The sequence below is a fragment of the Luedemannella flava genome, from assembly GCF_039528515.1.
Lineage (GTDB): Bacteria > Actinomycetota > Actinomycetes > Mycobacteriales > Micromonosporaceae > Luedemannella > Luedemannella flava.
On record NZ_BAAALT010000068.1, the window covers coordinates 1 to 12,728 of the forward strand.

Here is a 12,728-nt window from a genome sequence, read left to right on the forward strand (position 1 = left end):
GGCGGCGCGGACGCTGGTCGTCGAGCCCGAGGACGCGGTCGTGGTCGCCGAGGGCGACGAGCTGGACGTGGCGGGCGTGGCCGACGTGGAGCTCGCCGACATCGAGCTGGCCAACGCGGCCGCCGCCGCGACGGCGCGAACCGACACCGCCACGGCACCGACCGACCTGACCGCACCGTCCGGCTCGACGAGCGCCGCGACCGGGCAGCCGACCGGCTCGACAACCGCGACCGCGCCGCCGACCGAACTGCCGACGGCGTCTGCGGCGCCGCTGGCCAGACGCACGCCGAAGCCGCCGCCCGAGCCGGCAACGACGACGGAGACCACCACCCCGCCGGCCGCGACGACGGAGACCACCCCCTCGGCCGCGACGTCGACCACGACCTCGGCGGCGGACCAGGGTGCGGGCGCCGACGCGGCCGCATTGCCGGTGCTGCCCAAGCGGGTGCGGCAGGCCAATCTGGCCGCGCAGCTGCGCGAGGCGCCGGTGCCCGACGAGCCGCCCGCGCCCGAGACCACGACCTCCGCCGCCTCGCGGCACACGCCGCAGCAGATCCGCGACCGGATGGCGGCGCTGCAGGCCGGCATGATGCGCGGCCGCCGCGCGGCCGAGACCCTCGACGCCGAGTCCGCTCCGACCGACGACGCCGAGCAGTCGGACGGCGGCGACACGCAGGCGGATGCTGCGCAAATCGGGTCCGGGTCGTCGGCGGAGCCGACGGTGACGGACACTACCGGGACCACACCGGAGAGGGGCAACTGAGATGGGCCATCCGCAGGGCCTGGACTGGCTGCTCGACGACCTGGTCGCGCGGGTGCCGGAGGCACGGCGCGCGGTCGTTCTCTCCGTCGACGGTCTCCTGCTCGGCGCCTCGTCCGGGCTGCACCAGCAGGACGCCGAGCACCTGGCCGCGCTGGCCTCGGGCTTTCAGAGCCTGGCCCGCAGCGCGAGCCGGCACTTCCGGTCCGGGAACGTGCGGCAGACCGTCATCGAGATGGACGCCGCGTTCCTGTTCGTGACGGCCGCCGGCAACGGCGCGTGCCTGGCGGTGCTGACCGAGGGCGACACGGACATCGGCCTGATCGCGTACGAGATGGCGATGCTCGTCAAGCGGGTCGGCCACACGCTCTCGACGCCGTCGCGGCCGGCTGCCGCGCGCGCCGATGGCCGCCGCTGACGAGCCTTCCTGGCTGGACCAGGACGCTGGTCCGGTCGTGCGCGCCTTCGCGGTGACGCGGGGCCGGGCCCGGCCGGCAGCCGGCTCGTTCGACCTGGTCGCGCACGTCGTCGCGGTGAACCCGGGCAGCGCGCGACCGGAGCACCTGCAACCGGAGCACCACGCCATCCTGGCGCTGGTCATGGAGCCGGCCTCGGTCGCGAAGGTGGCCACCGAACTGAACCTGGCGCTGGGCGTCGTCCGGGTGCTGCTCGGGGACCTGATGCAGGAGGGGCTCATCGCGATGTACGACCCACCGGACGGCGCGGACGCCCTCGCCGACGACGTACTGCAGGCGGTGCTGCATGGTCTCCGCGACCTCTGAAGCGGAGCACCCCGGGCTGAGCCGGCCGATCCCGCTGGGCATCAAGGTGGTGGTCTCGGGCGGCTTCGGCGTCGGCAAGACCACGCTCATCGGCTCGGTCAGCGAGATCAAGCCGCTGCACACGGAGGAACCGCTCACGTCCGCGGGCGTCGGCACCGACAGCCTGTCCGGGGTGGAGGCCAAGCGCACCACCACGGTGGCGATGGACTTCGGCCGCATCTTCCTCACCGACAGCCTGGTGCTGTACCTGTTCGGCACGCCCGGGCAGGACCGGTTCTGGTTCCTGTGGGACGAGCTCGCCATCGGCGCGCTCGGCGCGGTCGTCCTCGCTGACACGCGCCGCCTCGCCGACTGCTTCGCCGCCGTCGACTACTTCGAGCAGCGGGGCATCCCGTTCCTCGTGGCGTGCAACTGCTTCCACGGCGAGCAGCCGTTCGACGTCGGTGCCGTGCGCGACGCGCTCGACCTCGACGAGGGCGTGCCCGTGATGATGTGCGACGCGCGTGACCGTGAGTCCAGCAAACAGGTCCTGGCCGCGCTCGTCGAGCACGTGATGGCGCGTCGCGCCGCGGTCACGCCGTGAGGGCGCCCTCCCGGACCACGGCCGCGCGCTCGAGCCGGTCGAGCCGGTAGCCGACGCCGCGCACGGTGTGCAACTGCGGCCCGCGGCCGCCGAGCTTCGCCCGCAGCCGGCGGACGTGCACGTCGACCGTGCGCTCGCCGCCCAGGTACGGGTAGCCCCAGACCTGGCTGAGCAGCTGCATCCGGTTGAGCACCCGGCCGCCGTTCTCGATGAGGTACAGGAGCAGGTCGTACTCCCGGCGGGTGAACTCCAGCGGCTCGCCGTCGAGCAGCGCGACCCGCCGCTCGGGGTAGAGCACGAGGTCGGCCTCGTCCACGCTGGACAGGCCCGCCCCGACGAACGGTTCCACCGACGCGAGCGCGACGGCCAGCGCCTGGTCCTCGTCGAGGATGCTGGAGACGGGCCGGGGGGCGGGCGCCGGCGAGACCGGCACGGGCATCGGCGTGGGGTTGCCGCGCACCTCGGTCTCCACGGAGTCCAGCACGACCGAGATCGTGGTGGAGACCCGCGCGGACGTCACGTCGTCGGCGGCGAGCGCCTGTAGGCGTCGCGCCAGCGCGATCACCCGATCGGCCGCCGGGGTGCCGGACGGCACCGCGATCTGCACGTTGACCACCAACGTCGCCGGGTCGTTGTCGACCGCGGGAATGTCGCGTGGAGCCGGTGCCGGGGGGTCGGTGGCAACGGCGCCGGGACGGGTCAGGGAGGTGACGGTCATGGCGTTCTCCTCACGCCTGGGATCCGGACGTCCAAAATGGCCGGCCCGGAAATGGGCGGACCGGCTTTGGGCAGGCCGCGTCGGGCAGCGCCGACCGGCGCGGCGGTGTCAACGACAGCGGCCCGACCGGGTGCGGCCCGAACGGCCACGCCCGACACGGTGACGGCTGGAACGAAAGAGCGGCCCACGAACGGCGGAGGAGAGACCGGCCGGCATCGACGGGTGAGCACGCATGGGGCTCAGCATAACGCATAAGCCCTAGTAGGCTGGTGGAGATTGCGATGCGCGTCACCCGCGCGGCACTGATCGACAGCCGTTGTTCACCGTCGATTCATCCGCTCGGCGCCCGAAAGTGACCTTACGGTGGGGCGCGAACCGCTCACATACAGCAATGCGTCGGGCGACCCGTCCTCGTGCGGCCACACGACGCCACGCGTGGCGCGGGCGAGGAGCCTGGCCTGCACCCGCCCGGGCGTCCACGCGGGATGCTGGCCGAGCAGCACCGCGGCCGCGCCGGCCACGTACGGCGACGCGGCGGACGTGCCGCTGACCGTGGCCTGCGCGTTCGCGCCGCCCGACCAGGCTGACGTGATCATCGAGCCGGGCGCGAACAGGTCCACGCACGGCCCCCGGGCCGAGTAGATGCCGACGTCGTCGGCCGGCCCGGTGGCGCCCACGGTGATCACCGACGGGACCCGGGCCGGGCTGTGCTGGCACGCGTCGTCGCCGAGGTTGCCCGCCGCGACCGTGTAGGTGATCCCCGAGGCCACCGCGCCCGCCACGGCCCGGTCCAGCGCCGGGCTGACCAGCCCGCCGAAGCTCAGGTTCGCCACCGCCGGGCGCACGGCGTGCTCGCTCACCCAGTTGAGCGCCGCCACGACCCGCGCGACGGACCCCCCGCCGGCGCAGTTGAGCACGCGGACGTCGACGAGCGTGGCCTGCTTGGCCAGCCCGTACCGGGCTCCCCCGATGATGCCCGCGACGTGCGTGCCGTGCCCGTTGCAGTCGGCCGGGTACTTCTCCGGCTCGGCTGTCGCGACGGCACTGAACGGGTCGTTGGTGACCAGGTCGAGCCCGGGCACCGCCCGGCCGCCGAACTCCACGTGGTCGCGCCGGATGCCGGTGTCCATCACGTAGACGTGCACCCCGGCGCCCGCCGCGTGGTACCGGTACGCGCCGTCGAGCGGCAGCCGGCGCTGGTCGATCCGGTCCAGGCCCCACGACGGCGGCGCCTGCTGGACGACCTCCATGTCGGTGTCGTGCACCTGGACGGGCTGGTCCACCTCCACCGAGGCGACCAGGGGATCCGCGCCGATGCGCCGGGCCTGCGCCGCGCTGCCGGCGAGGGCGAACCCGCGCAGCGCCGCGGCGTACACCTGACGCACCTGACCGCCGCAGCGGGCGGTGAGCCGCCGCGCGGCCGCGCCCACGTCGGTGGTCGCGGCGTTGTCCTTCAGCACGACCAGGTAGTGCCCGACGGGCTCCCGTGGCGGGCCGGTCGCCGCGCCCACGCCGACGACAAACATCAGGGAGTACGCCGCGGCGGCGAGCGCCCGCGCGGCTCTTCTCGTGCCCACCCGGGTCACCAGCTGCTGTGCAGGGGCATGCCCTCGGTATAGCCGGCCGGGCTCTGCAACCCGACGACCGCCCGTTCGTGCAGCTCCGCGATCGTCGTGGCGCCCGCGTACGTGCAGGCGCTGCGCACGCCGGCCACGATGGCGTCGACGATGTCCTCCACGCCGGGGCGCTGGCGGTCGAGGTACATCTTCGAGGTGGAGATGCCCTCCTCGAACAGGCCCTTGCGGGCCCGGTCGAACGCCGACTCGTCGACGGTGCGGTGGCTCACCGCGCGCGCCGACGCCATGCCGAAGTTCTCCTTGAACAGCCGGCCGTCGGCGTCGCGCTGCATGTCGCCGGGCGACTCGTACGTGCCGGCGAACCAGGAGCCCACCATCACGTTGGCCGCCCCGGCGGCCAGGGCGAGGGCCACGTCGCGGGGGTAGCGCACGCCGCCGTCGGCCCACACGTGCGCGCCCAGCTCGCGGGCCGTCCGCGAGCACTCCAGCACGGCCGAGAACTGCGGCCGGCCGACGCCGGTCATCATCCGGGTCGTGCACATGGCGCCGGGCCCGACGCCGACCTTCACGATGTCGGCGCCGGCGGCCACGATGTCGCGCGTCCCCTCGGCGGTCACCACGTTGCCGGCGGCCACCGGGACGGACGGCTTCAGGGCGCGCACGGCCGCGACAGCGGCCAGCATCCGCTCCTGGTGCCCGTGCGCGGTGTCCACGACGAGCACGTCGGCGCCGGCGGCGAGCAGCTTGTCGGCGCGCGCGGCCGGGTCGCCCGAGATGCCGACGGCCGCGCCGATGCGCAGCCGCCCCTGCGCGTCGAGGGCGGGCTCGTACAGCGTCGCGCGCAGCGCGCCGGTGCGGGTGAGGATGCCGACCAGGTCGCCGCGCTGGTCGACGACCGGGCCGAGGCGGTGGTGACCGTCGGCGAGCAGCTCGAACGCCTCCTTGGGGTTCACGCCGGCCGGCAGCGTGAGCAGCCGCCGCGACATGACGCGGCCGAGCTGGGTGAACCGGTCGACGCCCGCGCAGTCGGCCTCGGTGACGACCCCGACCGGCTGGTTGGCCTCCACGACGATGACGGCGCCGTGGGCGCGTTTGGGCAGCAGGGCGAGCGCGTCGGAGACCGTGTCGGCCGGCCCGAGCGCCAGCGGGGTGTCGTAGAGGACGTGCCGGTGCTTCACCCACGAGATCACGTCGGCGACGACGTCGGTCGGGATGTCCTGCGGGATGATCGCGATGCCGCCGCGGCGGGCGATCGTCTCGGCCATCCGCCGGCCGGCGACCGCCGTCATGTTCGCCACCACGATCGGGATGGTCGTGCCCGTGCCGTCGCGGGTGGACAGGTCGACGTCGATGCGCGACTCGACAGCGGAGCGCGACGGCACCATGAACACGTCGGCGTAGGTCAGGTCGTGCCCGACAGGGCTGCTCAGCATACGCATCAGGACAGTATGTGGGGATCCGGCCCATTGATCACGTCAACCGGCCGGCCGGTCACATGTCCTCCAGTTCGCGCCCCTTCGTCTCCCGCACGGCGCGCCAGACGAAGATCAGTGCGAGCACCGCGAAGGCGGTGTACAGCCCGTAGGCGAACTGGAGGCCGATCCCGGCCAGCTTTGGGAACGAGACGGTGATGGCCCAGTTGGCCAGCCACTGCGCGGCGGCCGCCACGGCGAGCGCGGTCGCGCGGATGCGGTTGTTGAACATCTCGCCCAGCATCACCCAGACGACGGGTCCCCAGCTCAGACCGAACGCGAAGACGTACAGGTTCGCGGCGATGAGGGCCACGGTGCCGACGCTGGGCTCCAGGACGAGGTTCTTGCCGCTGCCCGTCGCCGTACTGAAGCAGTACGCCATGGTGCCGAGCGTGAGGACCATGCCGGCGGCGCCCACCAGCAGCAGGGGCCTGCGCCCGATCCGGTCGACGAGAGCGATCGCCACGAGCGTCGTCACGATGTTCGTGACACTCGTGATCGTGCTGATGAGCAGCGAGTCCGACTCGGTGAAGCCGACGGAGTGCCACAGCGACGACGAGTAGTAGAAGATCACGTTGATGCCGACGAACTGCTGGAAGACCGAGAGCAGGATGCCGACCCAGACGATCGGCAGCAGGCCCAGCCGCGGGCCGCGCAGGTCGCGCAGGCGCACGTCCTCGGCGCCGCCGGCGAGAGACTGCCCGATCTCGCGGATCTTCTGGTCGACGTCGCCGCCGACGAAGCGTTGCAGCACCTGCCGGGCCTCCGCGAGGCGCGCGCGCCGCACGAGGTAGCGGGGCGACTCGGGGATCCGCAACGCGAGTACGCCGTAGACGACGGCCGGCAGCGCCGCCGAGGCGAACATCCACCGCCACGCGGTTCCGCCCCACGGCACCTCCTCCGCGGCCCCGCCGGCCGCCCTGGCCAGCAGGTAGTCGACGAGCAGCGAGGCGAAGATGCCCGTGACGATCGCGAGCTGCTGCAGCGAGCCGAGCCGGCCGCGCAGCGCGGCCGGGGAGATCTCCGCGATGTACGCCGGCGCGATCACGCTCGCCGCGCCGATGGCGAGCCCGCCCAGCAGCCGGAAGGCCAGCAGGCTGACCGGGCCCCAGGCGAGGGCCGAGGCGACCGAGGTGACCGCGAAGATGACGGCGGCGAGCAGCATGACCCGGATGCGGCCCCACCGGTCGGCGAGCGGCCCGGCGAACCAGGCGCCGACCGCGCACCCGAGCAGGGCCGACGCCACCACGGCGCCGATCCCGTTCTCGGACATGCCGAACTCCTCGCGGACGGCGTCGACGGTGCCGTTGATGACGGCCGTGTCGTAGCCGAACAGGAACCCGCCGAGGGCGGCGGAGCCGGCGACCAGGAGCACCGAGCCCGGATGGCCGGGCGCGGCGACCACGAACGGCTGGTTCGCCCTGGGCACATTCCTATCGTGCGCGCACTAAAGGGACTATGCGGTCATTTCGCCGTTGACACGGCGGGGCAGGCTCCACGGGTTCGCGTCCCGCAACGCCGGCGGCAGGAGCGCGTCCGGCACGCCCTGGTAGACGACGGGGCGCAGGAACCGGCGGATCGCGGTGACGCCGACCGAGGTGTGCAGGGGCGAGGTCGTCGCCGGCCACGGGCCGCCGTGCTGCATCGCCCAGGTCACCGCGACGCCCGTGGGCCAGCCGCCCCAGATCACCCGGCCCGCGCGGGCCGCCATGAAGTCCAGCAGGGTGGGCACCAGCGCGTCGTCCGGCTCGGCGTGCACGGTCGCCGTCAGGGCGCCGGGGACGGCCCCCAGGGCGGCCAGCAGGTCCGCGTCGTCGGCGTACTCGACGATCAGGCCGGCCGGGCCGAAGCACTCGTGCAGCGCCGCGTCGGCGTTGGCCGTGACGTCGGCCGCCGACACCGCGTACAGGCGGACGGGGACGTGCCAGCCCGCGGCGTCGACGGCGTCGCCGACCGCGACCGGGCGCACGCCGGGGACCTCCGCGAGCCCGTCGGTGGCGCGCAGGTAGCCGGCCGCGATCCGCTCGTCCAGCAGCGGGCCGACCGTCGCCGCGCCGACGGCGGCGGCGAGCCGCTCGTCGAGGCCGTGGCCGGCGGGCAGGAACAGCAGGCCGGGCTTCGTGCAGAACTGGCCGGCGCCCAGCGTCATCGAGCCGACGAAGCCGCGCACCAGCTCGTCACCGCGCGCGGCGATCGCGGCGGCGGTCACCACGGTCGGGTTCAGCGAGCCCAGCTCGCCGTAGAACGGGATCGGGTCGGGCCGGCCGGCGGCGAGGTCGAACAGCGCGCGGCCACCGGCGATCGAGCCGGTGAAGGCGGCGGCCGTGATCGCCGGGTCGGTCACCAGCACGCGACCGGCCTCGAACCCGTACACGACGGAGAACACGCCGTCGGGGGCGCCCGCGTCGCGCAGCGCGCCCGCGATCACCTCCGCCACCCGGGCGGAGACGCCGGGGTGGGCCGGGTGGGCCTTCACGACGACCGGGCAGCCGGCCGCCAGGGCGCTGACCGTGTCGCCGCCGGGGACGGAGAACGCGAACGGAAAATTACTGGCGGCGTACACCGCGACGGGGCCCAGCGGGACCATCATGCGACGTAGGTCGGGGCGCGGCGCGGGCAGCGCGTCCGGGTCCGCCGGGTCGATGACGACGTCGAGGTGGGAGCCCTCGCGCAGCGCGGCCGCGAACATCTCCCACTGCACCCGGGTGCGGGTGAGCTCGCCGGTCAGGCGCGCCTCGCCCAGGGCCGTCTCGGCGTCGGCGAGGGGCACCAGGTCGGCACGGGCGGCCTCGATCGCCGCGGCCACCGCGTCGAGTATGTCGGCACGTCGCGGCGGGGTCAGCGCGGCCCAGGCCGGGGCGGCGGCGCGGGCCGCGGTCGTCGCGGCGGCCACGCCCGCGGAATCCGTGTGCGGCACCGGAGCGCCAACTGACTGGCCGGTCAACGGGTTGATGCCCTGGTCCGCCCCACCCACGTGCGCCCCCTGTCGTGCCTGTATCCCGCCGTGTGCAGCGTAAACGCCCTGCATACAAAAGCTGGGCCGGCATCCACGGGGGAAGATGCCGGCCCAGCGATTAGCAGCATACGGTTGTGAGCGCCGTGACGCTAGTGCCCGGTTATACGAACCGGGCTCGCCGTTACGACCTGCGCAGACATCCGATCGTCGGCGCGGCGTCGGTTGAGTAACCAGTAAGGAACGTTGCCCGGGCCACCGCACATCGCCCTGCCAGGAACATCGCGGGGCGGCGCGGTTACTCTCGGCGGCGTGCGCGTGCTCTGGACCCCCGGCTGGATAGCCCGGCACGCGGCCATGCTGATCTTGGTAACAATTTTTCTCGGGCTGGGCTGGTGGCAGATCAGCCGGGCGATCGGCGGCAACCTCCTCAGCTACGCGTACGCCGTGGAGTGGCCGGTCTTCGCCGGCTTCGTGGTCTACGTGTGGCTGCGCGAGGTCCGCCGCGCCCTGGCCGGCCCGCCGCCCGCCGCCGCGCCCGACGCCGGGCAGGCCGCGGCGCCGCGACGGCCCGCGCGCCAGCGGTCCCAGGCCGCCTACGACGACTCCGACGACCCCGAACTGGCCGCGTACAACGACTATCTGGCCTGGCTCAACGCGAACCCCCACGCGTCCGCCACGGACTATCCCGGGAGAACCTGATGAACCCACGCCTGGACGGGGCGCTGACCCGCTTCCGCGTCGCCGCCTACGTGGTCGGCGTGCTGCTGATCGTCCTCACGTTCGTCGCGATGCCGCTCAAGTACGCGTTCGACGAGCCGATCCTCGTGGCCACGGTCGGCCCGCTGCACGGCTTCCTCTACATGGCCTACCTCGCGGTCGCGTTCGACCTGGCGGTGCGCAGCCGGTGGACGCCGGGCCGCACGATCCTGGTCCTGCTCGCGGGGACGGTGCCGGTGATGTCGTTCGTCGCCGAGCGCAAGGTCACCGAGTGGACCCGCGCGGCCATCGGCGCGTCGACCGGAACCACTGCAGAAGAAACGGTACATACCGCACTATGAGCCCATGGTGCGAGTGGCCCGCCTCGTCGGCGCGCTCCTGACGCTGGCCGTGGCGGGCCTCGCGGCGTGCGACACGCCGCCGGACGCGACGGCCGTCGCCGCCCGGGTCCCGGCCGCGCCGCCGGCGCCCGACCTGACCATCACCCCGCGCGACGGGGCCGCCCGCCTGCCCGTGTCCACCGAGATCGGGATCGCCGTCACCGGCGGCCGGGCACGCGGCTCACCGTGCGGACGGCGCTGGGCGGGCAGCCGACGGGTCACGGCCGCTACGGCGACACCGACCGACGGGCGACCGTCCACATCGGGCGCGCCGTCGTCCTCGACGTGGACAACGCGACCAAACGGATGCGCGTCTACCGGGGCCGGCACCTGCTCCGCTCGATGCCCGTCAGCCTCGGCAGACGCGGCACCCCCTCGTCCAGCGGCCATCTCGTGATCATGAGCAAGGAGTACGCGACGGTGTTCGACACCCGCCGCGAGGGCCCGGGCGGTTACCGGATCCGCATCAACTACGCCCAGCGGCTCACCTGGCGCGGCGAGTTCATCCACGCGGCCCCCTGGTCCGTCGCCGACCAGGGCCGGCGCAACGTCTCGCACGGCTGCGTGAACCTCTCCCGGGACGACGCGGAGTGGCTGTTCGGGGTGACCCGGGTGGGCGACCCGGTCGTCGTACACGGGACCGGGACCCACGTCGAACCCGGCAACGGGTGGACCGCCTGGGACCAGTCCTGGCCGACGTATGTGCGCGGCAGCGCCCTTCCCGTGCCCACTGACCTGGCCTTACGGCGTGGTCCGTGACCGGGACGGACGCACCGTCAGTGCGACGATCGTCGAAGTCAGCCGGACGTACGGTGACGCTGGCGGCATCGTGCCGCAGACTAGGGTGGTGTCAGCGCAACCCACAGTCAGCCCCACGGACCAGCCGACCCCGGACATGACGGACCCCGTCGACGCCGAGGCGCCGGTCGAAGCGCCGCCCGCCGAGCACCGGGACGTGATGTCCCGCCGGAGCACGGCCGCCCTGGTCGTCAGCGGCCTGATCGTCGCACTGCTCTGCGGCGCGGGGGCGGCCTTCCTCGACCGCACCATCGGCCAGGACGCGGCCCCGGCGGCCGCCGACGAGGTCGCGGCCACCGAGAGCCTGGACGGCGGCGCGCCCGCCGGCGACGAGCGGACCACCGCCGACGGCCACCTGATCGGCGACGGCCAGTGGATCGTGGGCGACGACATCGACTACGGCACCTTCGCCGCGACGGTCCCGGCCGACTCGCCGGGCTGCACCTGGGAGCGGGCCGACGCCGACGACGGCAGCGCCGCCTCGGTGCTCGACAGCGGCATCGCCCCTCCGGGCGACAAGGTCGTCGTGACGATCAAGCAGTCCGACCGGGTCTTCCGGACCATCGGCTGCGGCACGTGGATCGCCATCGCCAACTGATGCCCGACGGCACAAGTTCGGCCCCGGTCAGGCGACCGGGGCCGAACTTGTGGTGGGGTGACTGAGGGGGCTCGAACCCCCGACACCTGGGACCACAACCCAGTGCTCTACCAGCTGAGCTACAGCCACCATCGCTCCGCCGGCCTGATGCTCCCGGACGGTGCCCGACAATGATAGCCACCCGGCCCGGGGATGCCACCACCGGGTTTCCCGCGCGTCCGCACGACCCCCGATCGGGTCGGTTCAGGCGACGGGGTGATCACCCACGACCTGGGCCGCGATCCCGCGCGCGGTGTCGATGTCCGGGCCCGGCGGGGGGACGAAGACCGTGCGGCGGTAGTACTCCAGCTCGCGGATGCTCTCGCGGATGTCGGCCAGCGCCCGGTGGGCCAGGCCCTTCTGCGGCTGCCCGAAATACGTCCGGGGGAACCAGCGCCGGGTCAGCTCCTTGATCGACGAGACGTCGATCATGCGGTAGTGCAGGTGGTTGTCCAGACGGGGCATGTCGCGCGCCAGGAAACCCCGGTCGGTGGCGATCGAGTTGCCGCACAGCGGGGCGGTGCGCGGCTCCTTCACGTACGCCGTGACGTACTCCATGATCATGTCTTCGGCATCGCGGAGGGTGACCGTCGACGCCCGCACCTCGTCGGTGAGGCCCGACTTGTCGTGCATCTCACGGACGACCTCGATCATGCTGCCGAGCGCGGTCTCGTCGGTGTGGATGACGACGTCGACGCCGTCCCCGAGGACGTTGAGGTCGGCGTCGGTGACCAGGGCGGCGACCTCGATCAGCACATCCTTGCCAAGGTCGAGCCCCGTCATCTCGCAATCGACCCACACAAGGAGATCATTCATCGCCACAGCCTAGCGGCACGCTCAATCCCCCACCGCCCCCCGCGATCCCGCGGCCACGCCCGGAGTAGACCGCCCCACGATCCGCCGACGTTGACTCGAAAATAGGCCGCCGGCCCTGGTCAACGGCCACACACTGCCGCCATTTTGGCGCCTCCAGGGCGCCCGGCCCGGGTCCGGTGATTTGGACCGTTACGCCTGGAACTCAGCGCGAAGTTACCTGCCTGACGGTCCAAACGTCGACCTGCTCCGGTCGCGCACGGGCGGGGTCAGTTGGCGGGCGGGGTGTCCGGGTCGGGTGAGGGGGCGACGGGCAGGTCGGTGCCCAGGAGGTGGTCGGCCGGGACCGGGTCGGAGGCGCGCGTCTCGCCGTCACGCTCCGCGCCGCCGACCCCGCGCGGGCGCCACCTGATGTCCAGCGTCAACGGGGGCAGCGGGGTGATCGTCGGAACCCGTGCGGCCCGCAGGCCCGGCAGCGCGCGGGCGTGGGCCGCGAGCACCGCCGCCCGGTCGCGGGGCGGACCGCCCAGCCGCG

The 12,728-nt window shown here is 73.5% G+C and carries 14 protein-coding genes, 1 tRNA gene and 1 pseudogene; 8 read left to right on the forward strand and 8 right to left on the reverse strand.

Annotation, left to right across the window (positions count from 1 at the left end; translation table 11 throughout):
* The 4 genes and pseudogenes from ABD211_RS13650 to ABD211_RS13665 form a co-directional block, all read left to right on the forward strand.
* Nucleotides 1-763: pseudogene (locus tag ABD211_RS13650) on the forward strand (hypothetical protein); the annotation flags it as partial.
* A gap of 1 nt (nt 764) precedes the next feature.
* On the forward strand, nt 765-1,178 hold the full coding sequence (locus ABD211_RS13655) for a roadblock/LC7 domain-containing protein (RefSeq protein ID WP_344130366.1): 414 nt from the start codon (nt 765-767) through the stop codon (nt 1,176-1,178).
* Nucleotides 1,165-1,542: a DUF742 domain-containing protein gene (locus ABD211_RS13660; protein WP_344130369.1), complete on the forward strand. Its 378-nt coding sequence runs from the start codon at nt 1,165-1,167 to the stop codon at nt 1,540-1,542. The genes ABD211_RS13655 and ABD211_RS13660 overlap by 14 nt, the downstream gene beginning before the upstream one ends.
* The gene (locus tag ABD211_RS13665; protein ID WP_344130372.1) at nt 1,523-2,125 is read left to right on the forward strand and encodes a GTP-binding protein; all 603 of its coding nucleotides are present in this window, start codon (nt 1,523-1,525) and stop codon (nt 2,123-2,125) included. Before ABD211_RS13660 ends, ABD211_RS13665 begins: the two co-directional genes overlap by 20 nt.
* Here the strand turns inward: ABD211_RS13665 and ABD211_RS13670 are convergent.
* The 5 genes from ABD211_RS13670 to ABD211_RS13690 form a co-directional block, all read right to left on the reverse strand.
* On the reverse strand, nt 2,115-2,843 hold the full coding sequence (locus tag ABD211_RS13670) for a winged helix-turn-helix domain-containing protein (RefSeq protein ID WP_344130375.1): 729 nt from the start codon (nt 2,841-2,843) through the stop codon (nt 2,115-2,117). The two genes, ABD211_RS13665 and ABD211_RS13670, sit on opposite strands and share 11 nt — an antisense overlap.
* A gap of 320 nt (nt 2,844-3,163) precedes the next feature.
* Complete coding sequence (locus ABD211_RS13675) at nt 3,164-4,420, reverse strand: S8 family peptidase (RefSeq protein ID WP_344130378.1); 1,257 nt, start codon at nt 4,418-4,420, stop codon at nt 3,164-3,166.
* 5 nt (nt 4,421-4,425) lie between these two features.
* Nucleotides 4,426-5,859, reverse strand: coding sequence for a GuaB1 family IMP dehydrogenase-related protein (locus ABD211_RS13680; RefSeq protein WP_344130381.1), 1,434 nt, complete (start codon nt 5,857-5,859; stop codon nt 4,426-4,428).
* Nucleotides 5,860-5,911: 52 nt separating this feature from the next.
* Entirely contained in the window at nt 5,912-7,321 is a 1,410-nt protein-coding gene (locus ABD211_RS13685; RefSeq protein ID WP_344130383.1) for a sugar porter family MFS transporter, read from the reverse strand.
* Nucleotides 7,322-7,348: 27 nt separating this feature from the next.
* A complete protein-coding gene (locus ABD211_RS13690; RefSeq protein WP_344130386.1) occupies nt 7,349-8,866 on the reverse strand; it encodes an aldehyde dehydrogenase (NADP(+)) in 1,518 nt (505 codons plus the stop codon).
* A gap of 291 nt (nt 8,867-9,157) precedes the next feature.
* On the opposite strand from ABD211_RS13690, the gene ABD211_RS13695 reads away from it, so the two are divergent.
* The 4 genes from ABD211_RS13695 (at nt 9,158) to ABD211_RS13710 (ending at nt 11,341) form a co-directional block, all read left to right on the forward strand.
* On the forward strand, nt 9,158-9,547 hold the full coding sequence (locus ABD211_RS13695; protein WP_344130389.1) for a hypothetical protein: 390 nt from the start codon (nt 9,158-9,160) through the stop codon (nt 9,545-9,547).
* An 11-nt stretch (nt 9,548-9,558) separates the two neighbouring features.
* Nucleotides 9,559-9,906 carry a DUF3817 domain-containing protein gene (locus ABD211_RS13700; protein ID WP_344130404.1) on the forward strand — a complete coding sequence of 116 codons (348 nt, stop codon included), beginning with the start codon at nt 9,559-9,561 and terminating at the stop codon, nt 9,904-9,906.
* A 225-nt stretch (nt 9,907-10,131) separates the two neighbouring features.
* The gene (locus ABD211_RS13705; RefSeq protein ID WP_344130392.1) at nt 10,132-10,704 is read left to right on the forward strand and encodes a L,D-transpeptidase; all 573 of its coding nucleotides are present in this window, start codon (nt 10,132-10,134) and stop codon (nt 10,702-10,704) included.
* An 88-nt stretch (nt 10,705-10,792) separates the two neighbouring features.
* A complete protein-coding gene (locus ABD211_RS13710; RefSeq protein ID WP_344130395.1) occupies nt 10,793-11,341 on the forward strand; it encodes an Rv1352/Rv1906c domain-containing protein in 549 nt (182 codons plus the stop codon).
* A gap of 53 nt (nt 11,342-11,394) precedes the next feature.
* On the opposite strand, the gene ABD211_RS13715 is transcribed toward ABD211_RS13710, so the two are convergent.
* The 3 genes from ABD211_RS13715 to ABD211_RS13725 form a co-directional block, all read right to left on the reverse strand.
* A tRNA-His gene (locus tag ABD211_RS13715) sits at nt 11,395-11,470 on the reverse strand.
* 114 nt (nt 11,471-11,584) lie between these two features.
* Entirely contained in the window at nt 11,585-12,202 is a 618-nt protein-coding gene (gene orn, locus ABD211_RS13720) for an oligoribonuclease (RefSeq protein WP_344130398.1), read from the reverse strand.
* Between the two features lie 260 nt (nt 12,203-12,462).
* The coding region (locus ABD211_RS13725; protein ID WP_344130401.1) for a hypothetical protein at nt 12,463-12,728 on the reverse strand (266 nt) is incomplete at its 5' end.